The organism is Allobosea sp. RAF48, from assembly GCF_052114025.1.
Classification (GTDB): Bacteria; Pseudomonadota; Alphaproteobacteria; order Rhizobiales; family Beijerinckiaceae; genus Allobosea.
Map to the genome: position 1 here is coordinate 1 of NZ_JBFRDZ010000015.1, position 21,796 is coordinate 21,796.

General features: G+C 67.2%; 19 protein-coding genes. 10 read left to right on the plus strand and 9 right to left on the minus strand.

Features of this window, described 5'->3' with window-relative positions:
- Positions 1-208: 208 nt before the first annotated feature.
- Entirely contained in the window at positions 209-1,837 is a 1,629-nt protein-coding gene (locus AB4Z10_RS23585; RefSeq protein WP_441472839.1) for a long-chain-fatty-acid--CoA ligase, read from the minus strand.
- 135 nt (positions 1,838-1,972) lie between these two features.
- On the opposite strand from AB4Z10_RS23585, the gene AB4Z10_RS23590 reads away from it, so the two are divergent.
- The 4 genes from AB4Z10_RS23590 (at position 1,973) to AB4Z10_RS23605 (ending at position 6,004) form a co-directional block, all read left to right on the plus strand.
- Positions 1,973-2,437 carry a MarR family winged helix-turn-helix transcriptional regulator gene (locus AB4Z10_RS23590; protein WP_441472840.1) on the plus strand — a complete coding sequence of 155 codons (465 nt, stop codon included), beginning with the start codon at positions 1,973-1,975 and terminating at the stop codon, positions 2,435-2,437.
- A 7-nt stretch (positions 2,438-2,444) separates the two neighbouring features.
- On the plus strand, positions 2,445-3,908 hold the full coding sequence (locus AB4Z10_RS23595; RefSeq protein WP_441472841.1) for an amidase: 1,464 nt from the start codon (positions 2,445-2,447) through the stop codon (positions 3,906-3,908).
- 301 nt (positions 3,909-4,209) lie between these two features.
- On the plus strand, positions 4,210-5,586 hold the full coding sequence (locus tag AB4Z10_RS23600; RefSeq protein WP_441472842.1) for an aspartate aminotransferase family protein: 1,377 nt from the start codon (positions 4,210-4,212) through the stop codon (positions 5,584-5,586).
- A gap of 208 nt (positions 5,587-5,794) precedes the next feature.
- Positions 5,795-6,004: a hypothetical protein gene (locus AB4Z10_RS23605; RefSeq protein WP_441472843.1), complete on the plus strand. Its 210-nt coding sequence runs from the start codon at positions 5,795-5,797 to the stop codon at positions 6,002-6,004.
- 133 nt (positions 6,005-6,137) lie between these two features.
- On the opposite strand, the gene AB4Z10_RS23610 is transcribed toward AB4Z10_RS23605, so the two are convergent.
- Entirely contained in the window at positions 6,138-6,734 is a 597-nt protein-coding gene (locus tag AB4Z10_RS23610) for a L,D-transpeptidase (protein ID WP_441472844.1), read from the minus strand.
- A gap of 222 nt (positions 6,735-6,956) precedes the next feature.
- Between AB4Z10_RS23610 and AB4Z10_RS23615 the strand changes: the two genes are divergently transcribed.
- On the plus strand, positions 6,957-7,886 hold the full coding sequence (locus AB4Z10_RS23615; RefSeq protein WP_441472845.1) for a histone deacetylase family protein: 930 nt from the start codon (positions 6,957-6,959) through the stop codon (positions 7,884-7,886).
- A gap of 7 nt (positions 7,887-7,893) precedes the next feature.
- On the opposite strand, the gene ribB is transcribed toward AB4Z10_RS23615, so the two are convergent.
- Together ribB and aroC are read right to left on the minus strand one after the other, a co-directional pair.
- Positions 7,894-9,171 (minus strand): 3,4-dihydroxy-2-butanone-4-phosphate synthase, encoded by a 1,278-nt coding sequence (gene ribB / locus AB4Z10_RS23620; protein ID WP_441472846.1) that lies wholly within the window; start codon positions 9,169-9,171, stop codon positions 7,894-7,896.
- A 199-nt stretch (positions 9,172-9,370) separates the two neighbouring features.
- Positions 9,371-10,489, minus strand: a complete 1,119-nt coding sequence (aroC, locus tag AB4Z10_RS23625; RefSeq protein ID WP_441472847.1) for a chorismate synthase — start codon at positions 10,487-10,489, stop codon at positions 9,371-9,373.
- Positions 10,490-10,889: 400 nt separating this feature from the next.
- On the opposite strand from aroC, the gene AB4Z10_RS23630 reads away from it, so the two are divergent.
- Positions 10,890-11,681: a pseudouridine synthase gene (locus AB4Z10_RS23630; RefSeq protein WP_441472848.1), complete on the plus strand. Its 792-nt coding sequence runs from the start codon at positions 10,890-10,892 to the stop codon at positions 11,679-11,681.
- A 12-nt stretch (positions 11,682-11,693) separates the two neighbouring features.
- Here the strand turns inward: AB4Z10_RS23630 and AB4Z10_RS23635 are convergent, their stop codons facing one another.
- Positions 11,694-15,704: a Pls/PosA family non-ribosomal peptide synthetase gene (locus AB4Z10_RS23635; protein WP_441472849.1), complete on the minus strand. Its 4,011-nt coding sequence runs from the start codon at positions 15,702-15,704 to the stop codon at positions 11,694-11,696.
- Between the two features lie 255 nt (positions 15,705-15,959).
- Positions 15,960-16,556, minus strand: a complete 597-nt coding sequence (locus AB4Z10_RS23640; RefSeq protein ID WP_441472850.1) for a histidine phosphatase family protein — start codon at positions 16,554-16,556, stop codon at positions 15,960-15,962.
- A gap of 151 nt (positions 16,557-16,707) precedes the next feature.
- Between AB4Z10_RS23640 and folP the strand changes: the two genes are divergently transcribed.
- Genes folP through folK form a run of 3 tightly spaced genes read left to right on the plus strand, consistent with a single transcriptional unit; the run spans position 16,708 to position 18,426 of the window.
- A complete protein-coding gene (gene folP / locus AB4Z10_RS23645) occupies positions 16,708-17,550 on the plus strand; it encodes a dihydropteroate synthase (RefSeq protein ID WP_441472851.1) in 843 nt (280 codons plus the stop codon).
- Positions 17,547-17,921: a dihydroneopterin aldolase gene (folB, locus tag AB4Z10_RS23650; RefSeq protein WP_441472852.1), complete on the plus strand. Its 375-nt coding sequence runs from the start codon at positions 17,547-17,549 to the stop codon at positions 17,919-17,921. Before folP ends, folB begins: the two co-directional genes overlap by 4 nt.
- A complete protein-coding gene (folK, locus tag AB4Z10_RS23655; RefSeq protein WP_441472853.1) occupies positions 17,911-18,426 on the plus strand; it encodes a 2-amino-4-hydroxy-6-hydroxymethyldihydropteridine diphosphokinase in 516 nt (171 codons plus the stop codon). The genes folB and folK overlap by 11 nt, the downstream gene beginning before the upstream one ends.
- 64 nt (positions 18,427-18,490) lie before the next feature.
- Here the strand turns inward: folK and fabI are convergent, their stop codons facing one another.
- From fabI to AB4Z10_RS23670, 3 genes are all read right to left on the minus strand, one after another.
- Positions 18,491-19,330 carry an enoyl-ACP reductase FabI gene (fabI, locus tag AB4Z10_RS23660; protein WP_441472854.1) on the minus strand — a complete coding sequence of 280 codons (840 nt, stop codon included), beginning with the start codon at positions 19,328-19,330 and terminating at the stop codon, positions 18,491-18,493.
- Positions 19,331-19,496: 166 nt separating this feature from the next.
- Entirely contained in the window at positions 19,497-20,441 is a 945-nt protein-coding gene (locus AB4Z10_RS23665) for a DnaJ C-terminal domain-containing protein (RefSeq protein WP_441472855.1), read from the minus strand.
- 156 nt (positions 20,442-20,597) lie between these two features.
- A complete protein-coding gene (locus tag AB4Z10_RS23670) occupies positions 20,598-21,053 on the minus strand; it encodes an RT0821/Lpp0805 family surface protein (protein WP_441472856.1) in 456 nt (151 codons plus the stop codon).
- A 124-nt stretch (positions 21,054-21,177) separates the two neighbouring features.
- Between AB4Z10_RS23670 and pdxH the strand changes: the two genes are divergently transcribed.
- Complete coding sequence (pdxH, locus tag AB4Z10_RS23675; RefSeq protein ID WP_441472857.1) at positions 21,178-21,792, plus strand: pyridoxamine 5'-phosphate oxidase; 615 nt, start codon at positions 21,178-21,180, stop codon at positions 21,790-21,792.
- Positions 21,793-21,796: the final 4 nt, after the last annotated feature.

The following is a 21,796-nucleotide window of genomic DNA, read 5'->3' on the forward strand; positions in this document are numbered from 1 at the left end:
AGGGCTCCGGCGGCCGAGCCGGAGCGGCTGCGCAAGCTCGCCGAGGCCGCCTTCGCCCAGTCCAAGGCCGCCCCCGCCCCGCGCAAGGTCGCCAATGGCCGCGCCCAGGACGCAGGCTGGGAAGAGTTCTGAGGCGGGAAGGCCCGCCCAATACGACACGACCCGGCGCCCCGAAAGGGCGCCGTTTTCGATTCAGGGACGCAGCGGCTCAGCCCGGCAGCCGGTAGTCCTTGAACATCTCGCGCAGCGCCGTCTTCTGGATCTTCCCCGTCGCGGTGTGCGGGACAGCCTCGACCAGCACGACATCGTCCGGCAGCCACCATTTCGCGATCTTGCCGCTCATGAAGGCAAGCATCTCCTCCTTACCGGGCCTGCGGCCCGGCTTCGGCACGATCACCAGCAATGGCCGCTCGTCCCATTTCGGATGCGCGACACCGATCACCGCCGCCTCGGCCACATCGGGGTGGCCGACGGCGAGGTTTTCGAGGTCGATCGAGGAGATCCATTCGCCCCCCGATTTGATCACGTCCTTCGAGCGGTCGGTGACCTGCATGTAGCCGGCGGGATCGATCGTCGCGACATCGCCGGTATCGAAGAAGCCGTGATCGTCGAGAATGTCCTCGTCCTCGCGCCGGTAATAGGCGCCAGCCACCGCCGGCCCACGCACCTTGAGGCGACCGAAGGTCTTGCCATCCCAGGGCAGGTCCCGGCCGGCGTCGTCGGTGAGCCGGAACTCCACCGTGAAGGGTGGGTGGCCCTGCTTGACCTTGAGATCGTAGAGCGCCTCGCCTTCGAGCTGCTGGTAGACCGGCTTCATCGAGCAGAAGGAGCCGAGCGGGCTCATCTCGGTCATGCCCCAGGCATGGGCGACCGTGACGCCGTATTTGCGCTCGAAGGCCTCCGTCATCGCGCGCGGGCAGGCCGAGCCGCCGATGACGACGCGCTTCAGGGTCGAGAGCTTGCCGCCGGTCGCCTCCAGATGCTGCAGCAATCCGAGCCAGACCGTGGGCACCGCCGCGGTCATGGTGACGCCCTCGCCTTCCAGCAATTCATGCAGGGAGGGGCCGTCCAGCTTCGCGCCGGGCATCACCAGCTTGGCGCCCGTCATCGGCGCGGAATAGGCCAGCGACCAGCTGTTTGCATGGAAGAGCGGCACGACCGGCATCACGGTGTCGCGCGAGGACAGCCCCATATAGTCCGGCGCCGCGCAGGCGAGCGCGTGCAGAACGTTGGAACGATGCGAGTAGAGCACGCCCTTCGGCCCGCCGGTCGTGCCGGAGGTGTAGCAGAGACCAGCAGCCGTGTTCTCGTCGAAGACCCCCCAGGCGAAATCCTCGTCCGCTTCGGCAAGCCAGTCCTCATAGGAGACCGCGCCCTTGAGACCGCACTTCTGCATATGCGCGGCATCGCTGAGGACGATGTAGCGCTCGATGCTCGGCAGCTTCTCCTGCAACTGCTCGATCATCGGCACGAAAGTCAGGTCGAGGAAGAGCAGCCGGTCCTCGGCATGGTTGATGATCCAGGCGATCTGCTCGGGGAACAGGCGCGGGTTGACCGTATGCGTGATCGCGCCGATGCCGCTGATGCCGTACCAGAGCTCGAGATGGCGGTCGCTGTTCCAGGCCAGCGTCGCCACCCGGTCCCCGAGCTTGACGCCTTCACGCTGCAGCCGCTTGGCCACGCGAAGCGCCCGCCCCCTGATCTCGGCATATGTTCGTCGCCGCAGCGTGCCGTCCTCGACCGCCCGGCTGACGACCTCGCGCGTGCCGTGCTGGATCGCCGCATGGTCGATGATCCGGTGGAGCAGAAGGGACCAATCCTGCATCAGGCCGAGCATGCGCGTTCCTCCCGAAGGCTTATCGTTTTCGAGAGGATAGCGACGTGCTTCCGCGAAAGGAAAGTCGCACTATCGAAGGCTCGCCTGACGGCTCCGGATAGTTTAGGTCTGATCGTTCCAGAGGGGGGAAACGCGATGACCGCTCCGAAAAGCGTGCCGCACGCGGTGACGGAGCCTGACCGGGTCTGGTTCCGCTTTATGCGGCTGCATCAGCGCATGCTGATGCAGATGACCGGGCGCATCCGCAAGCTCGGCCTCTCGATCCCGCAATTCGATCTGCTCTCGACCCTGACGGAGCAGGAAGGCATCAGCCAGAGCGAGCTCGCCGAGCGGCTTTATGTCACCAAGGGCAATGTCTCGGGACTGGTCGACCGCCTCGTGCAGGCCGGCCTCGTCGAGCGTCGTGCGATCGCCGGGGACCGGCGCTCCTATGCCATGCACCTGACTGCCGAAGGCCGCCGGCTGGCCGAGGCTGGCATCGCCAGCCAGCGCGACTTCGTCGCCAGCACGCTTGGCAAGCTGAAGCCCGACGATCTCGCAGAGCTCGATCGGCTCGTCCTGCTCTGGCGCGATCACGCCCGCGCCGTCGATGCGGAGTGATGCCGGGATGGCTGCCGACATCGACCTGACCGCCTCGGCCACCGCCCTGCGTACGGCCCTGCTTGCGCGCCGCTTCAGCGCCACCGACCTGCTCGAGGCCAGCTTCGCCCGCATCGATGCGATCAACCCGCATCTCAACGCCATCGTCGCGCAGGATCGCGAGGCCGCCCGCGCCATGGCCCGCGTCGGTGACGAACGGTTCGCGAATGGCACGGCGCGGCCTCTCGAAGGCCTGCCGATCACGATCAAGGACGCCTTCGACGTCGCCGGCCTGCCCTCATCAGGCGGTCTGCCGGCCTATCGCGAGCGCGTGCCTGCCGAAGATGCGGCCGCGGTCGCGAGGCTGCGCGCTGCCGGCGCGGTCATCGTCGGCAAGACCAATGYCCCGGTCTTCTCCGGGGACTTCCAGAGCTACAATCCCGTCCATGGCGTGACCAACAACCCCTGGGACGAAACCCGCTCCCCCGGCGGTTCTTCAGGCGGCGCAGCGGTCGCTGTCGCCACGGGCATGAGCGCCTTCGAGCTCGGCTCCGATCTCGGCAGCTCAATCCGCTGGCCGGCCCATGCCTGCGGCGTCTTCGGGCTCAAGACGAGCTGGGGGCTGGTCTCGACCTGGGGCGCGATCCCACCTCCGCCCGAGCGCCGGACTGCCCGCAATGTCGACCTGATGGTGGCCGGTCCGATCACCCGCGCGGCAGAGGATCTCGACCTCATATTGCCGGTGATCGCCGGCCCGCGCGATGCCGCGCTCCCCTCTCCCGCCCTGCCTGAGCCGCGCGCCCGGACTGCCAAGGGCCTGCGCATCGCGCTGTGGGCCGAGGACTCCTTCGCTCCCGTCGACAAGGAGGTGTCCGAGGCCGTGCGCGAAGCCGCCCGTCGCCTCGCCGAAGCCGGCGCCAGCGTCGACGAGACAGCCCGCCCCTCGGTGAGCTTCGCCGATGCTTTCGAGGTCTATGCGCTGCTGAACCACGCCGTCGTGGCCTATGGCCTGCCGCCGAAGGTGCGCGCCCGCATCCAGGCGCAGGCCTCGCGCTTCAGCCCGAACGATCTGTCACATCAGGCGCTGCAGGCGCGCGGCGCGCGCATGACGCCCGGTCTCTATCAGCAACTTGCCCATCGCCGGCTCGCCCAGAAGCGGCAATGGGCGCGCTTCTTCGAGCGCTACGACGTCGTGCTTTGTCCGCCGGCTCCGGTCGCCGCGATCCCGCACGACCACGGCCCGGACATCCATGCCCGCCGGCTGATGGTGAATGGCGAGCCGAGACCCTATCTCGATTTCCTGCTGTGGGCAGCGCCCGCCACCGGCGCCGACCTGCCGGCGCTCTGCGCGCCGGTGATGCGGTCGCGCGAGGGCCTGCCGCTCGGCGTCCAGATCATCGCGCCCTTCGGCGAGGACCGCACGGCGATCGCCGTCGGCGCGATGCTGGAAGAACTCGGCAGCCGCTTCGTCCCGCCGCCGATCGCGCGCTGAGGCCTGTCACGGCGCACTGCATTTTCACGGATGCGGGGTCATCCCGGACGCAGCGAAGCTGAGATCCGGGATCCCTGCCTGGACCTTGATCGGTAGCGCTCCGGCAAGGCCCCGGGTCAAGCCCGGGATGGCGGCGTGTTTCCGCATGAAATCGGCAGGCTCCAAAAACACCTGGCGGAACTCTTTGCCTCCGCAGCCGCCCTGCGGCAGAGTCTACCGTCCCCTGCGCCAAAATCGCTCAACATTTGCGGCCATCTCGGCTTATGGTGGCAAGAATATTAAACAGAACCGGGAGCCCATCATGCTGTCGAATGTCGCCGTCAGGGACATCGAGACCCTCGTCCATCCCTATACGAACCTCGCCACCCACCGGCAGAACGGGCCGCTGGTGATGGAAAGCGGCAAAGGCGTCTACGTCTACGATTCCGCCGGCAAGGAATATATCGAGGGCATGGCGGGCCTCTGGTGCACCTCGCTCGGCTACTCCAACCAGGAGCTGATCGAGACCGCCTATGAGCAGATGAAGAAGCTGCCCTTCACCCACATCTTCGGTGGGCGCAGCCACGACCCGGCGATCGAGCTCGCCGAGAAGCTGAAGGAGATCGCCCCGGTTCCGATCTCGAAGGTGTTCTACGGGGCCTCCGGCTCCGATGCCAACGACACCCAGGTCAAGATCGTCTGGTACATGAACAATGCGCTCGGCCGGCCGCAGAAGAAGAAGATCATCTCGCGGCTGAAGGGCTATCACGGCGTCACCGTCGCCTCGGCATCGCTGACCGGCCTGCCGAACAACCATATCGACTTCGACCTGCCGCTGCCGGGCATCCTGCACACCTCCTGCCCGCACCATTACCGCTTCGCCGAGCCGGGCGAGAGCGAGCAGGACTACTCGACGCGCCTCGCCGCCGAGCTCGAGGAGATGATCCTGCGCGAGGGGCCCGACACCGTCGCCGCCTTCATCGCCGAGCCGGTGATGGGCGCCGGCGGCGCGATCACCCCGCCGGAGGGCTATTTCGAGAAGGTCAACGCCGTCCTCGCCAAATATGACATCCTGTTCATCTCGGATGAGGTCATCACCGGCTTCGCCCGCACCGGCAAGATGTTCGGCACCGAGACTTACGGCATGAACGCCGACACGATCTCGCTCGCCAAGCAGATCACCTCGGCCTATTTCCCGCTCAGCGCCGTGATGATGAACGAGAAGGTCTATGAGGTTCTGGTCGACCAGAGCCGCAAGATCGGCACCTTCGGCCACGGCAACACCTATGCGGGCCACCCGGTCGGCTGCGCCGTCGCGGTGAAGACGCTGGAGATCTACCAGCGCGACAAGATCGTCGATCACGTCAACAAGGTCTCGCCGACCTTCATCCGCCGCCTCGAGAAGCTTGCCGAGCATCCGCTCGTCGGCGAAGCCCGCGGCGTCGGCCTGATCGGCGGCGCCGAACTGGTCAAGGACAAGCAGACCAAGGCTGCCTTCGAGACCAAGAAGGGCGTCGGCGCCAAGGCTGTCGCCTTCGCGCTGCAGGAGGGTCTCATCACCCGCGCCATGGGCGACCGTCTCGCCTTCTGCCCGCCGCTGGTCATCAGCGAGGCCGAGACCGAGGAGATGTTCAACCGCTGCGAGCGCGCCCTCGACAAGACGCTGGACTGGGCCAAGGCGGAAGGCCTGTTCGCCTGACGGCCACGGCATGTGCGATTTTGAAGGCCGGGCGGCGATCGCCCGGCCTTTTTTGTTTTCGTTCATCAATGTGGCCGAAACCGCTCACGGCCCGAGATCGCCACGAACAAATCACAGACGCGCCCCGGCCCCGTCCTGATCGGCCGGCAGGGTGACGAGGTCGGCGGGCGAGAGCCTCCGGCGTCAGGTCATCAGAGAGTCAGGAGCCATGTTTCAAAACGACGTCCGTCCCCAGATGCAGGTGCGCAAGAGTTTCCACGATGCCGCGGCACGCGAAAACTACACGTCGCAGTTCCGCCCGATCGCGATTCAGGCGGTCGCTGCGGGAACCAGGCAGCTGTCAGGCGCGTTGAAGAAGCACGGCGAGGCACGCAGGACCGAACTCCCCGGTGTGCTCCGCCACGGTTTCGACGACTGAAACCTCCCTTCGAGACCCTAAACTGGCCGGCGCGGAGCTCTACTCCCGCCGGCCTTTTTCGTGACGGCCGCCTGTAACGAAAACGGGCGACCCGAAGGCCGCCCGCTCGAATTCCTGAAGTTGCCGTCGAAAGTCAGACGACGATGACCTTCGCGCCTACCGGCACGCGATTGAACAGGTCGATGGCGTCGATATTGCGCATCCGGATGCAGCCGGACGACGCCGAACGGCCGATCGTCTCGGGTTCGTTGGTGCCGTGGATGCGATAGAGCGTGTCGTGGCCGTTCTGATAGAGATAGAGCGCGCGCGCGCCGAGCGGGTTTTCCGGCCCGCCGTTCATTCCGCCCGCAACCGGCTTCAGATGCGGCCAGCGCTTGACCATCTCGGCCGGCGGCGTCCAGCGCGGCCATTCGGCCTTGCGCTGCACCACGGCCTCGCCGGTCCAGCCATAAGCCTCGTCACCGGTGGCGACGCCGTAGCGGATCGCCTTCTTGTTCGGCAGGACGAGGTAAAGGAACTTCTCCTTCGTATCGACATAGACCGTGCCGGGCGGTTGCCCGGTCGGATCGGCGATCTCGTAAGGGAGATAGGGAAGGTAGGTATCGAACTTGGGGACGAGCGCGATATATTCCGCGTCGCGGGCTGACAGCTCCGGAGCGGCCACGCTCTTATACTGGCAGGCACCGAGCAGCGCCGACAGCGCCAGGGCAACGAAAACGGTCTTCTTCATAGTCTCCACCAGAGCGACCCGAAGGCACCCTTTATGATGAATCAAGAGTTAACGCTTCGTATCGCCCAAGTCATACCCGAGGCGCGACGGTCTGGCGAAGCACTAGGCTCCAAACCGGCAAGGCGCAATCAAGTTCCCCTTAGGGCGCCCTGATCGCGCGCAGGCGTGGCAAACGGGCCACGCTTTCCGTCGCTTTGACAGCAATCGTCTGGATTGACCCGCTTGACCACGCTTCTGATCACCCATCCCGCAGGCTTCGGCCACGCCATGCCGCCCGGCCACCCCGAATGCGCCGAACGGCTGAAGGCGATCGATCAGGCTCTGGAAGCAGAGCGTTTCGCGGCGCTGATTCGGGTGGAGGCGCCGCTCGGAACGCTCGAACAGGTGACGCTCTGCCACCCCGCCACCTACGCTCAGGCGCTGATCGATTCGAGCCCGGCTTCCGGCTTCGTTCAGGTCGACGGCGACACGTTCATGTCTCCCGGCACGATTGAGGCCGTCCTGCGCGCCGTCGGCGGCGCAACCGCTGCCGTGGACGAGGTCATGAGCGGCAAGGCCCGCAATGCCTTTGTCGCCATGCGCCCGCCGGGGCACCATGCCGAGCGCAACCGCGCCATGGGCTTCTGCTTCTTCAACCACGCTGCGATTGCCGCCCGTCATGCGCAGAACGCCCACGGTGCCGCGCGCGTCGCCATCGTCGATTGGGACGTCCATCACGGCAACGGCACGCAGGACATCTTCTGGGAGGATGCGAGCGTCCTTTACGCCTCCACCCACGAGATGCCGCTCTATCCGGGCACCGGCGCGGCGTCGGAGCGCGGCGCCCACGGCACGATCGTGAATGTGCCCTTGCACCCCGGGGAGGGATCGGACGAATTCCGCGAGGCCTTCGAGATCGCGATCCTGCCTCGCCTCGATGCCTTCCGCCCCGATCTCGTTGTGATCTCGGCCGGGTTCGACGCGCATTGGCGCGATCCGCTCGCCAGTCTCAATCTCCGCGAAGCCGATTTCGCCTGGGCGACGCAGAAGCTGATCGACATCGCCGACAAGCACGCCGGCGGCCGCGTCGTCTCCGTGCTCGAGGGCGGCTACGATCTCGACGCGCTGGCGCGATCGGCGGCCGCCCATGTCGGGGCGCTGATGGGCAGCTGAGCGGGCCTCACTCCAGTGGCGCGGTCTCCGCGATCTCGATGCCGAAGCCGCTGAGGCCCACGAAGGAGCGCGGCGAGGAGGCGAGGTTCACGATCGAGCTGACTCCGAGATCGCGCAGGATCTGCGCGCCGAGGCCGACCTCGCGCCATTGCTGGATGCGCAGCTCGTCCGAGCCTTCCTCGACGCTCTTGATCGGCACGCCGGCGCTGCCGTCGCGCAGATAGACGAGGACGCCCTTCCCTTCCTGCTGGAAGCGCCGCAGAACGCATTGGATCGAGCTGGCGCCGCCGAGCACATCGGCCACCACATCGGCCCTGTGCAGCCTGGCGGGCACCTTCTCGCCATCGCCCAGCTTGCCCATCACGAAGGCAAAGTGCTGGGTGTTGTCGAAGGGCGTGATGTAGACATGGCCCGTCATCTCGCCGAACGCGGTCTTGACCGGGAAGGAATGCACCCGCTCGACCAGCTTCTCGCGCAACTGGCGATAGGCGATCAGGTCGGCAACCGTGATCTGCTTCAGCCCGTGCTTCTCGGCGAAGGCGGTGATCTGCGCGCCCTTCATCACCGTGCCGTCGTCATTGGCGAGCTCGCAGATGACGCCGACCGGCGGCAATTCGGCGAGCTTGCACAGGTCGACGGCGGCTTCCGTATGGCCGGAGCGCATCAGCACGCCGCCATCCTTGGCGATGAGCGGGAAGACATGGCCGGGGCGGACGAAATCGGCGGCGCCCATATTGCCGTTGGCGAGCGCGCGCACCGTGTTGGTGCGCTGCTCGGCCGAAATGCCGGTGGTCAGCCCGTGCTTGACGTCGACGGTGATGGTGAAGGCCGTGCCGAGCGGCGCGTCGTTGGACGAGACCATCGGATCGAGGCGCAGGCGCCGGGCCTCGCTCGCGGTCAGTGGCGCGCAGACGATGCCGCAGGTGTTGCGGATGATGAAGGCCATCTTCTCCGGCGTGCAGAGAGAGGCGGCGACGATGAGATCGCCCTCGTTCTCGCGATCGTCGTCATCGGTGACGATGACGATCTCGCCGCGGGCGAAGGCTTCGATGGTCTCGGCGACGTTGTTGGACATGGCAGCCTCGCGCGGCCCTGACAGGCCGAGGAAATCATTGGGAGTGACGGCGCCGCCTGTAGCGGCGGTGATGCGCTCGGCGCTTTCGCGGGAGATCCAGGCGGCAGGGTCGTTGCAGAGCGCCGTCACGCTGGCCGGCGACAGGCCAACCTGCTTGGCGAAGGCGCTGCGCGCGATCTTGTTCTGCCGGAGCCAGACGTCGAGCTTCATGCGAGCAAGCTAATACGACGAGACTTCATCCGCAATGAATGATTGACGCATTTTCAGTATTGCTGAAATGCAAGCCGCTACGCGTCGTGCCCGGGCTTGACCCGAGCATCTCGTGACGCGGGAGACTCGCCTATGAGCGCCTCTTCCGACCAGAGATTCCCGGGTCTCCGCTACGCTTCGCCCGAGAACGACGGCAGCGTCACTCCTGAAACGGCCAGCGCGGCTCCACAACGCCGACCTGCCCGCGATGGCGCAGATAGTGATCCGCCAGCACGCAGGCGACCATCGCCTCGCCGACCGGCACGGCCCGGATGCCGACGCAGGGATCATGGCGCCCCTTGGTGAACATCTCGGCTTCGCCACCCGTTCGCGTCACGGTCGCGCGCGTCGCCAGGATCGAGGAGGTCGGCTTCACCGCGAAACGGGCCACGATGGCCTGCCCCGTCGAGATGCCGCCAAGAATGCCGCCGGCATGGTTGGAGAGGAAGAGCGGGCGCCCGTCATTGCCGGCGCGCATCTCGTCGGCGTTCTCCTCGCCTGAAAGCTCGGCCGCGCCGAAGCCCTCGCCGATCTCGACGCCCTTCACCGCATTGATGCTCATCAGCGCCGCAGCGATCTCGGCATCGAGCTTGCCGTAGATCGGAGCGCCAAGGCCCGCCGGCACGCCTTCCGCGACGATCTCCAGCACGGCGCCGATCGAGGAACCGGACTTCCGGATACCGTCGAGATAATCGGCGAAGAAGGCCGCGGCCTTCGCATCCGGGCAGAAGAAGGGGTTGCGGGCGACCTCCTCCCAATCCCAGTTGGCGCGGTCGATCTTGTGCGGCCCCATCTGGACGAGTGCGCCACGCACCACCATGCCCGGCACGACCTTGCGGGCGATGGCGCCGGCGGCGACGCGCATCGCCGTCTCGCGCGCCGAGGAACGCCCGCCGCCGCGATAGTCGCGGATGCCGTATTTCACATCATAGGTGAAATCGGCATGGCCCGGCCGGTACTTGTCCTTGATGTCCGAATAGTCCTTCGAGCGCTGGTCGACATTGTCGATCAGGAGCCCGATCGAGGTGCCCGTCGTCACCTGCACGCCGTCGCTCTCGCGCGCGAAGACGCCGGAGACGATGCGGACCTGGTCCGGCTCCTGGCGCTGCGTGGTGAAGCGCGACTGGCCGGGCCGGCGCCGGTCGAGATCGCCCTGGATATCGGCTTCCGTCAGCGGGATCAGCGGCGGGCAGCCGTCGACGACGCAGCCAATGGCGGGGCCATGGCTCTCGCCGAAGGTGGTGACGCGGAAGAGATGACCGAAGCTGTTGTGCGACATGGGAGCCCGATGCGTTGCGTATCGGCTCTTAAGCCGGATCGGGCCGCGGCGAAACCCCGCCCCGCTGCACGCGCTCCATTGACAAGACCGCGCCGCGCCGGCTTCAAGCTGACCGCATGAGTTGCTTGGCGCCCTGCCCCTCGCGCTCCTGGCGCCCCGGGAGCCCCATCATCGCGGGACTTTAGCCCCGAACCGCCCGCCGGCGGTTTCGGGGTTGAGCCGGCTCGCCCCTGCCAGCGCAATCGCGGCACCGAGCCACAGACACCAGATCACTCCCTGTCACCATCGCTCGATCGTCGGGACGGGCTCCGCCGCCTGCTGGCCGAACCGGCCGCACCGCAGCAGGCGGGAGCTTTTCCGATCCGTCGGGCAGGCCGCGCCATCGGCGCCCAGGCTCATCATGAAACCTTTCCGCAGGCGCCCCGCGCCCGGAACCGCGGCAGGCGTCGGCCTGGCCCGCGCCCTGTCCAAGCTCGGCTACTGCTCGCGCACCCAGGCGGAGAAGCTGATCCAGGAAGGGCGCGTCGCAGTCGACGGCCGCCGCGCCCGCCATCCGGAGCTGCGCATCGACCCGCAGCGGGCGCGTCTGCAGGTCGATGGCCAGCCCGTTTCCGCCGCAAGCCGTGTCTATCTGATGCTCAACAAGCCGCGCGGCGTGGTCACGACAACCAGCGACCCTGAGGGGCGCCAGACCGTCTATGCCTGTCTGGACGGCCTCGACCTGCCCTTCCTGGCTCCGGTCGGGCGCCTCGACATGGCGAGCGAGGGGCTGCTGCTCATGAGCAACGACACCCGCTGGGCGCAGCACATTCTCGACCCCGCTTCCGGCGTCGAGAAGACCTATCACGTCCAGATCGACCGGGTGCCCGACGACGCCTTCATGGCCCGTTTGCGGGCAGGAGCCACGCACGATGGCGAGACCCTGACGACACGCGCGGCCACGCTGCTGCGCCACGGCGCGCGCAATGCCTGGGTCGAGATGGTGATCGACGAGGGCCGCAACCGGCAGATCAGGCGGATCGTGGAAGCGGCCGGGGCCGAAGTCCTGCGCCTCGTCCGGGTCAGGATCGGCGAACTCGAACTCGGAGACCTGCCCAAGGGCGATGTCCGCGAACTCGGCGACGCGGAAAGGGCACTGCCGCTGGCCGGCCGCGCCGTTCCCGCAGGAAAGATCTGGGGTTCGGCGCGCTGAACCGCTCCAGCTTCAGTGCGCCGAGGCCTTCGCCGGCACCGCCGGCGCACCCTCCCAGCGCGTATGCGCCGGCAGGTTTTCGCCCTTCATGATCACGGTCAGCAACCCGACCTGAGCGTAGTCGCCGACATGGGTGTCGTAGAGCACGGTCGCGCCGGCACCGACGCAGACGCCCTTGCCCAGCCTGACACGGCCGACCTTCATCACGCGATCCTCGTAGAGGTGCGTCTGCAGCGCCGAGTGGGCGTTGACCGTGCAGAAATCGCCGACCTTGATGCAGTCGAACTCGGTGATATCGGTAGAGTCGAGCCAGACGCCCTTCCCGTACTTCGCGCCGAACAGCATCAGGAACCAGGGCAGAAACGGCGTGCCGCGCAGATAGTCGAACAGCACCTTGCCGCCGAGGCCCCAATACATCACCGCGACGGCCTCGGTGCGCATCGCCCACCACGACCACATCGGCTTCATCACCGGCTTGTAGGTGCCCATCATCAGCCATTTGACGGCAGCGCAGATCAGGGCCTGGGCCACGGCGATCAGCACCGAGACCGCCATGAAGGACAGGGCAAGGCCGAGCCAGTCGCCCTCGTTGATCTTCTGCTGCAGCACCATGTCGACGGCGATGGTGCCGAAGGTGATGAACAGCATCGACGGGAAGGAAGTGTGCAACGCCTCGAAGACGCCGCGCCCGAACTGCTTGGCGAAGGAGGGCTTGTAGGTCCAGTCCGCGCCGAGATCGACCTTCTGACGGGTCGGCAGCTTGATCGGCGGGGAGCCGAACCAGGTGTCGCCGGGCTGCATCCGGTCATTGGCCGGCGGCTTCGACTTGATGCCGATCAACACCCGGTCTGGGATGACCGCGCCGGGCGGCACCACCGCGTCGTTGCCGACGAAGACCTGCTCGCCCGTGCGCGTCGCGTCGAGCCGCATATAGCCGCGGCGCATGTCCTCGTCGCCGAAGACGACCTCGTCGGCGATGAAGTTGCCCGCGCCGATGCCGGTGAGGTCGTAGCGGCCGGAGAGATTGGTCGAGATCTCCGCGCCCTTGCCGATGTGCGCGCCCATCAGCCGGTACCAGGCCCGCATATAGATCGTGGCAAAGAGCGAGGAGAGCGTCTCCAGCGTCACCTCGGTCGCCAGCGCCACCGTCCATTTGCGGGCGTAGAAGCCGGAATGGATCGAGTAGGAGCCGGAGGTGACGCGCGGCAGGATCGCCCAGCGCAACCCCGCCATCAGCAGCACGGTGAAGGCGATGAGGCCGATCGCGGTCGGCCAGGTCAGGATCGGCAGGAACCAGAGATAGCTGATCTCGGTCCAGCCGGCGATGAAGTCGTCGATCTTGTCGAACAGCCAGAAGGCCGGGAAGATCGGCAGTAGGCTGACCGGCGGCAGCACGATCAGCATCAGGAGGTAGAAGACGGTCATCAGCGCGCGCCGCGCCGGTGAGGCTTCGGCCTGCGGCGGCAGGGCGGCGAGGTCGACCGTGCCGATCTTGCGGCCGGGCGTGCCGTCCCAGATCTCGGCCTCTCCGACATGGACGCCGGGCTGAATGGCGGTGAGGTCGCCGATCTCGGCATGAGCGCCGATGACCGCGCCATGGCCGAGCACGACCGAAGCTCCCGCCGAGACATCCTTCCCGATCTTGATGCGGCCGATGATCAGCTTGTCGCCGATCGCCTCGCCATTGGCGAAGGTGGTCTTGGAGCCGAAGCTCGTGAAGTCGCCGATCTCGATCAGATCGATCGCGCCCGCCTCGTAATCGGAGATGACGACGTCGCGCCCGACCTTGGCACCGAGCAGGCGCCAGTAGAACCGCATCACCGGGGTGCCCTGGAGCCATTTGATATGGACGAGGCCGGCGACACGCGCCGCAAACCACCAGCGGAAATAGTAGACGCCCCAGAGCGGATAGACGCCGGGCTTGGTCCGGCCGAGCACGATCCACTTCAGCGCGACGGCAATGAGCCCGGTCGCGACGATGATCATGATGTAGACGCCGAGCAGGGCAGCGATCTGGCCGAGCAGCGGCAGATCCTCGCCCGAGAGGATCATGTAGGTGACGAAGACGCCGAGCCACTGCGCCGTCGACAGGCCGATGATGACCGGCAGCACAGCAGCCTGCGCCAACCCGCACAGGAAGCGCCGCAGGAACGGCGGAGGCGTGAAGGAGAGGTCCTCCGCCGTTGCCGCGCCCCGCTCGTCGAGCAGCGCGGCCATCGCACGCAGCGTACGGGCACCATAGACATCCTGCAGCGTGATGCCGGCATAGGCCGGCGTCTCCCGCACGATCGAGATGAAGCGCGCCGCGAGCAGCGAATGCCCACCCAGATCGACGAAGAAATCGGCTTCCAGCGGCAGGCTGGCTGCGCCGAGCACGCGCCTGGCGGCATCGAGCAGGGCGGCTTCCGTCTCGTTGCGCGGGGGCTCCTGTTCGCCCTCGGCGCTCGGCGCCGTCAGCGGCGCCGCCTTCAGCATCTTGCGGTCGACCTTGCCGGAAACCATGCGCGGCAGCGAGCCGACCGCCTCGAAATGCGCGGGAACCATGTAGGGCGGCAGCTTCTCGCGCAGTGCCGCTCTGAGCGCAGCACCGTCCACCGCCACGCCCGGCTCCGCCACGACGAAGGCGACGAGCCGCTCGATGCCGTCATCCGTGCGCAGCACGACGGCCGCCTGCGCCACGCCCGGCTCGTCCGCGAGCTTCGATTCGATCTCGCCGAGCTCGACGCGGAAGCCACGGATCTTGATCTGGTCGTCGATGCGGCCGTGGAAGACAATGTTGCCGTTCTCATCGAGGCTGACGGCATCGCCGGAGCGGTAGAGCACCGGGTCGCCCTCGCCGGCCAGCCCGGAAAACGGGTTGGCGATGAACTTCTCGGCCGTCAGTTCGGGGCGCCCGTGATAGCCCTTGGCGACGCCCGGCCCGCCGATCAGAAGCTCGCCCTGCTCGCCCGGATGGACCAGGCGCAAATCTTCGCCGACGACATAGGCGGTGTAGTTCGCGATCGCCTTGCCGATGGTGACGGTCTCACCGGGAACGACCTCGGCAGCGGTCGCCACGACCGTCGCCTCGGTCGGGCCGTAGGTGTTGAGGATGCGCCGGCCCGGCTTCGACCATTTCTGCACGATCGCCGGCGGCAGCGCCTCGCCGCCGAGCAGGATCAGCTTCAGGGAAGGCACGTCGGCCGGCAGGATGCCGAGCAGGGTCGGCACGGTGTCGATGACGGTGACGCCGGCCTCGTCGAGGATGGCAGGCAGCTTCTCGGCATCGCCCATCATCTCCGGCGAGGCGACGAAAAGCGTCGCCCCGACGAGATAAGGCGTCCAGATCTCCTCCATCGACAGGTCGAAGGCGACCGAGGCGCCCTGGAAGACGACGTCGTCGGGTCCGATGCCGTAGAGCGCGTTCCCGGAGCGCAGGAAATGGCAGATGTTGCGGTGGCTGATGACGATCGCCTTCGGCGTGCCCGTCGAGCCGGAGGTGTAGATCAGATAGGCCGGGTGTTCCTTGGTCAGCCCGGCCGGCCGCGCCGGCGGCTCATGCCCGTCCGCCGCGGCGGCGAGGATTTCGGGCGTCCAGACCTTGCGGTCCGTCTCCTCGGCCCGGGCGGCCCAGCCGGCGCAGGTGACGATGCCCTTGGCCTCGGCGTCATTGAGGCAGGTCGCGATGCGCTCGACCGGCGCATCCGCGTCGAAGGGCACCCAGGCCGCGCCCGCGCGCGTGATCGCGATCTGCGCGACGAGCAGATCGATGCCGCGCGGCATCCACAGGCCGACCATGTCGCCCGGCCCGACGCCGGCAAGCTGCAAGCCCCGCGCCTGCCGCCCGGCCTGGGCCCAGACCTCGGCATAGCTGAGGCGACGTTCGCGATCGACAAGAGCGGGATGGTCAGGGCGAGCGGCTGCGGTCGCCGCAAAGATCTCGGCCAGCACCTCGTCACGGATCAGGTCCGGGCGCTTCTCGCCGGCCAGCATGGCAAGGAGGTTTGCGCCGGCCGGATCAGACGCCGCCGACAGCTTCGTCATATCGTTCATCGCGCCCCGCTGCGCTCAAAGGCCCGTCGCTATGACCGAGGCGGCTCATGCCTTCGGTCGGGCGGCACCTTGCCACGCACCCTATGAAGAAAACCGGAATCCGTCGCCACTGCGCCGCGACATCCGCGTGAGCCCCCCGGCCGGGCAGGCCGCCGCATCACGACGCTCTGCTAGCATATTCTTCCTGCCGAATCACGCGTGAACCGGTGATGAATGCCGGGATGCCGCCGGCACTGCCCGAGCCTCTCAGAGCCAGTCGGCCTTGCTCCCGGTGACGACGAGCAGCTTGCCCTGCCAGATCTCCACCCTGGCGGCGTCGCGTGGCGCAACCGCACCAACCAGCGCGAGCACGGCGCGCGCAACCCCGCCATGGCTGACGATCACCGTCTCGCGCCGCAAGCCTTCGAGCACCGGACGCACCCGTTCGGCCAGCATGCGATAGCTCTCGCCGCCCGGCGGCACGAAGCCCCATTTGTCGCGCTCGCGCAGATGCGCCTGCTCGCGCTCGGCCTTGCGGACATCGCGCCAGGTAAAGCCTTCCCATTCGCCGAAGGTCAGCTCCCGCAGCCGGTCATCGACGGCATAGCCGCCTTCCGGCAGAGCGAGTTCGCGGCTCAGGATGTCCATCGTCTCGCGCGCCCGCCGCATCGGCGATGAGATGTAGTCGAGCTCGGCATAGGCCGGCTCCAGCGTCTTCAGACGGCCGGCGGCCTCAGCCGCCTGTTCACGGCCGAGATCGTTGAGCGGGATATCCTGTCCGCCTTGCAGCCGCCCCTCGCGATTCCAGTCGGTTTCGCCGTGGCGGACGAGGATGAGCCGATGCGAAAGCGAAAGCGGAAGCATGCGGGGCTTCTGCACGCTGACGCCGCCCGCGTCAAAAGCCAAAGGCGGCCGGAGCCCATGCATCCGCCCCATAGCGACAATCGGCCGCTTTCTGTGGCCCATCTCACACGGGATGTGTATAGCGCCCTTGCCCAATCATCGGCGGAACCGCATGCCCTTCTCCCTCGCCTTGCCCGATGGCCGCAGCCTTGCGCTCGATGCGCAGCCGCTGGTCATGGGCATCGTCAACGTCACGCCCGATTCCTTTTCGGATGGCGGCCTGCACGCCGGTACCGAGGCCGCGGTGTCGCATGGCGAACGCCTTGTCGCCGAGGGGGCGGCCATCGTCGATGTCGGTGGCGAGTCGACCCGGCCGGGCCATGCCACCGTCGATGCCGAGACCGAGAAGGCGCGCGTGCTGCCGGTGATCGCCGGGCTGAAGGCGCGGGTCGAGACGCCGATCTCCATCGACAGCTACAAGGCCGAGATCGCGGAAGCGGCGCTCGCCGCCGGCGCATCGATCGTCAACGACGTCTGGGGCGCCCAGCGCGATCCGCGCATCGCCGCGGTCGCAGCACGGGCCGGCGCCCCGATCATCCTGATGCACAACCGCGAGAAGGCCGACGGCGCGCTCGACATCTTCGACGAGGTGCTGCGCTTCCTCGAGCGCTCGATCGCGATCGCGACGCAGGCCGGCGTCCCACGTGACCAGATCGTCGTCGATCCCGGCATCGGCTTCGGCAAGACCATCAGCCAGAATCTCGACCTGATCCACCATCTCGACCGGCTCGGCGAGCTCGGCTGCCCGATCCTGCTCGGCGCCTCGCGCAAATCGACGCTCGGGCATATCACCGGCCGCACGATCCCGGCCGAACGGCTCGCCGCCAGCATCGCCGCCCATCTCTACGGCGCCAGCCGCGGCGCCGCCATCATCCGCGCCCATGACGTCGCGCCCCATATCGATGCGCTGAAGACCTGGGCCGCGATCGAGGACAGCACGAAGGCAGACCTGTGAGCGAAACCGGCCGCATCCTGATCGAGAAGCTCGATATCTACGCCTATCACGGCTTTTTCTCGGAGGAGGAGCGGCTCGGCCAGCGCTTTGTTCTCGACCTCGTGCTCGACGTCGACCTGCGTGCCGCCGCCGCCAGCGACCGCCTGGCCGATACGGTCGATTACGGGCGTGCCGTCGCCATCGTGAACGACGCTTTCACGGCCTGCCGTTATCACCTGCTTGAAGGCGCAGCCCGTGCCGTGGCTTTGGCGATCCTCGACGCTTTTCCCTCGGTCGATGCTGTGGAAGTCACGTTGCGCAAGCCGGCGCCTCCGATCCCGGCGACGCTCGGCTCGGTCGGCATCCAGTTGAGATTCCAGCGTGAAGGTTGAAGCCGCGCTCGCCTTCGGCGGCAATCTCGGCGATCCCGTCGCCGCCTTCGCCGCGGCCTTGCATGGGTTGCGCGACCACCCGGCCATCACTCTTGGCCGGCTGTCCTCGATCTATCGCACACCGCCCTGGGGCAAGACCGACCAGCCGGAATTCCTCAACATGGCAGCTCTGGTCGAGACATCGCTCGCCCCGCAGGACCTGCTCGCGTTCTGCCTTGAACTGGAGCGTGCCGGCGGCCGCGAACGGCGCGAGCGCTGGGGACCGCGCACGCTCGACATCGACATCCTGACCTATGGCGATGCGGTCATCGACCAGGCGCGGCTGCAGATTCCGCACCCGCGCATTCCCGAGCGCGCCTTCGTGCTGACGCCGCTGGCGGAGATCCTGCCACAACGCCTGATCGGCGGACGGACGGTGGCCGATCTGCTTGCAGCCGCCGCAGACGAAACGATCCGCCGCGACGACGGCGCGACGGATCGCTTGAAAACCTTGCTGGCGGGCTAGTTCTCTATTTCCGCATTGAAACGATCCGGAAAGTGGATGTCACTTTCCGGTTCGATGCTTGCGCTCACTCGCCCTTGTCGAGGGAGATGTCCGGCGCGGTCGGCACCTTCATGCCGACGACATGGTAGCCGGCATCGACATGCATGATCTCGCCGGTGATGCCGCGCGACATGTCGGAGACGAGGAACACGGCGGTCTCGCCGACCTCCTCGATGGTCACCGTGCGGCGCAGCGGCGAGTTGTACTCGTTCCAGCGCAGGATGTAGCGGAAATCGCCGATGCCGGAGGCGGCCAGCGTCTTGATCGGGCCGGCCGAGATCGCGTTGACGCGGATCTTCGAGGGGCCGAGATCGGCGGCGAGATACTGCACGCTCGATTCCAACGCCGCCTTGGCAATGCCCATGACATTGTAATGCGGCATCCACTTCTCGGCGCCGTAATAGGTCAGCGTCAGCAGCGAGCCGCCATCGGGCATCAGCTTCTCGGCGCGCTGGGTGATCGCGGTGAAGGAATAACAGGAGATCAGCAGCGATTTGGAGAAGTTCGCCTCGGTGGTCTCGACATAGCGGCCGGTCAGCTCGTCCTTGTCGGAGAAGGCGATGCAGTGGACGACGAAGTCGAGCTTGCCCCAGAGCTTCTCGACCTCGGCGAAGACCGCGTCGATCGTGGCGCCGTCGGTGACGTCGCAATGGCCGACCACATGGCCGCCGAGTTCCTTGGCGAGCGGCTCCACCCGCTTCTTCAGCGCATCGCCCTGATAGGTGAAGGCGAGTTCCGCGCCCGCGTCGGCCGCCGCCTTGGCGATGCCCCAGGCGATGGAGCGGTTGTTCGCGACGCCCATCACGAGTCCGCGCTTGCCCTTGAGGAGATTGGCGGTCGGCGAAATGGCGTTGGAATCAGGCATGGGGAACCCGCAGGGTGAACGAGGAGCAGGTCTCTTAGAACAGTCGCAGGGAAACGGGAACCGCTTTTGACGCCGGCCTCCACGGTTGAATCACGCATCCGGCCCCAATCGGGGGTATTTTCCCTCCGATCGGGCCGGCAAAGGCCCATCGCATAATGCTGGAAGGTTAGCCGGCCTCGCTGCGCGCCTTCATCAGGGCGGTCAACTCGGCGTCGCTTGCCGGCATCTCGATATCGATCGCGACGAAGAGGTCGCCAACCGCGCCCTTCTCGCCCTTGAGCCCTTTGCCGCGCAGGCGGAACTGCTTGGTCGTGCCGGTCATCGGCGGGATCGTCATCTCGACGGCGCCGGTCAGCGTCGGGACGTGCAGCGGCCCGCCAAGGACCGCCTTGGTGAGCGGCACCGCGACGCGGGTGCGCAGATCCTTGCCGTCGACTGTGAAGCGCGGGTCCGGCTTGATCTTGATCGTCATCATCACGTCGCCGGTCTCGCCGGAGAACGGATCGGTCTGGCCGAGACCGCGCAGGCGCATCACCTTGCCGTCGGTGACGCCTTCGGGGATGGTGATCTCGACCTCGCGCCCGGTCGGCAGCTTGACCCGGCGCGCGCCGCCGGTCACGGCCTGAGCCAGCGTGACCTCGAGCGTGAAGCTCTGCTCCGCCGGCTTCTGCGGCTCGGGCCGCCCGCGCGAGCGCCGGCTCGCCTCGCCGAAGAGCGAGGAGAAGATGTCGGAGGCGTCGAAGCCGGCGTCGCCACCGGGCTGCCCGCCGCCGGGTTGCGCGCCGGCGCGCCCGCCGAAGGGGTTGCCGCCCTGGCCGAAATTGAATTCGAAGCCGCCGCTGCGGCCGCCGCGGCCGGCGCCCATGCCCTCGAAGCCCTGGAACTTCGGCTTGCCCTCGGCATCGATCTCGCCGCGGTCGAACTGCTTGCGCTTGGTCTCGTCGCCCAGGATCTCATAGGCGGTGTTCAGCTCGGAGAAGCGGTCCTGCGCCTTCGGATCTTCCTGGTTGCGGTCCGGGTGCAGCTCCTTGGCACGGCGGCGGAAGGCCTTCTTGATCTCCGCATCGCTCGCGCCGCGGGCGACGCCCAGAACCTGATAGGGATCGCGCATCCAAAACCTCGTTTTCACGCAAAGTCGGACGGCCGGCATCGAAAGCCGGCATCCGTCCGCTCCGCCTTATCTGGGGATGGTGTGGCGCCGACGCAACACCCTCCGGGGGCCCTTCTGCACCCGCCGCAAACGCAAGGCAAGCCGATAGCTGGGCGCTCAGCTCACGCCCTTCCAGGGCGCGACATCCTTGACCGCCCACTCGCCGCCGGAGGGGCGGCAGGCGGTGCCTTGCAGCTTGGCCGGCCGGGCTTGCGTCTGGACGCTGGCGATGAAGGCCCGGCAGATCTCGTCCGACCGCAGGAACGGGCCACCTACCGGAATGAAGGAACCCTTGATGCCGCTCTGGGGGTTGTCCCAGGATACCGCGGCACCGTTGCCCTGCGGGTCGAGAGCGACGCTCATCGCGCCATCGGCGCGGCGCATGTCTTCGGGGCCGAGCTCGGCCGCAAGGCTGGCGAGGGCCGCCGGCCGGTCGCCGCCGCGTGCCGGCAGAATCGCGGAGGTCGTCGCGACCTCGTCCTCGCTCTTGCTCGACAGGCCGAGAATCGGAAAGGAGACCGAGCAGCCGGCGGCGAACAGCGCCAGCACGGCCACAGCCATCAGCGGGCGCATGGGGGCTGCGCGATCAGGAAGGCTTTGGAACGCTCCGGCCCCTGCCCTATATAAACCAGTCGCCCGTAACCGGATCACTTTGCGCTCGCCCGACGCCCAACTTCCACTGACCGAGGATTAGAACGTGCAACCGTTAACGAGCGGTGACTTCACCGAGGAAAACGAGCCTTTCGCCTTGTTCCAGAAGTGGTTGGACGAAGCGACGAAATCCGAGCCCAACGACCCGAACGGCATGGCGCTTTCGACCGTCGATGCCGACGGCCTGCCCAACAGCCGCATGGTGCTGCTGAAGGGCCACGGGCCGGACGGATTCGTCTTCTACACCAACACCGAAAGCCAGAAGGGCGAGGAGCTGCTCGGCCAGCCCAAGGCCGCGGCACTGTTCCACTGGAAGAGCCTGCGCCGGCAAATCCGCATCCGCGGCCCCGTCGCCCCCGTCACCGACGCCGAATCGGAGGCCTATTTCCAGTCGCGCCCGCGCGACAGCCGCATCGGCGCCTGGGCCTCGCAGCAGTCGCGCCCGCTGGAAAGCCGCTTCGCGCTGGAGAAAGCGGTCGCGGCCTATACGCTGAAGTTCGGCATCGGCGAGATCCCGCGCCCGCCCTATTGGCGCGGCTTTCGCATCACCCCTGTCTATATCGAGTTCTGGCGCGACGGCGCCTTCCGCCTGCACGACCGCATCATCTTCCGCCGCGGCTCGGCCGGTGAGCCCTGGTCCAAGACACGCTTCTACCCCTGAGGAC

Coding starts and splice junctions, on each gene's coding strand:
- AB4Z10_RS23585 (WP_441472839.1), bottom strand. CDS start 1,837: ATGCTCGGCCTGATGCAGGATTGGTCCCTTCTGCTCCACCGGATCATC.
- AB4Z10_RS23590 (WP_441472840.1), top strand. CDS start 1,973: ATGACCGCTCCGAAAAGCGTGCCGCACGCGGTGACGGAGCCTGACCGG.
- AB4Z10_RS23600 (WP_441472842.1), top strand. CDS start 4,210: ATGCTGTCGAATGTCGCCGTCAGGGACATCGAGACCCTCGTCCATCCC.
- AB4Z10_RS23605 (WP_441472843.1), top strand. CDS start 5,795: ATGTTTCAAAACGACGTCCGTCCCCAGATGCAGGTGCGCAAGAGTTTC.
- AB4Z10_RS23610 (WP_441472844.1), bottom strand. CDS start 6,734: ATGAAGAAGACCGTTTTCGTTGCCCTGGCGCTGTCGGCGCTGCTCGGT.
- ribB (WP_441472846.1), bottom strand. CDS start 9,171: ATGAAGCTCGACGTCTGGCTCCGGCAGAACAAGATCGCGCGCAGCGCC.
- aroC (WP_441472847.1), bottom strand. CDS start 10,489: ATGTCGCACAACAGCTTCGGTCATCTCTTCCGCGTCACCACCTTCGGC.
- AB4Z10_RS23630 (WP_441472848.1), top strand. CDS start 10,890: ATGAAACCTTTCCGCAGGCGCCCCGCGCCCGGAACCGCGGCAGGCGTC.
- AB4Z10_RS23635 (WP_441472849.1), bottom strand. CDS start 15,704: ATGACGAAGCTGTCGGCGGCGTCTGATCCGGCCGGCGCAAACCTCCTT.
- AB4Z10_RS23640 (WP_441472850.1), bottom strand. CDS start 16,556: ATGCTTCCGCTTTCGCTTTCGCATCGGCTCATCCTCGTCCGCCACGGC.
- folP (WP_441472851.1), top strand. CDS start 16,708: ATGCCCTTCTCCCTCGCCTTGCCCGATGGCCGCAGCCTTGCGCTCGAT.
- fabI (WP_441472854.1), bottom strand. CDS start 19,330: ATGCCTGATTCCAACGCCATTTCGCCGACCGCCAATCTCCTCAAGGGC.
- AB4Z10_RS23665 (WP_441472855.1), bottom strand. CDS start 20,441: ATGCGCGATCCCTATCAGGTTCTGGGCGTCGCCCGCGGCGCGAGCGAT.
- AB4Z10_RS23670 (WP_441472856.1), bottom strand. CDS start 21,053: ATGCGCCCGCTGATGGCTGTGGCCGTGCTGGCGCTGTTCGCCGCCGGC.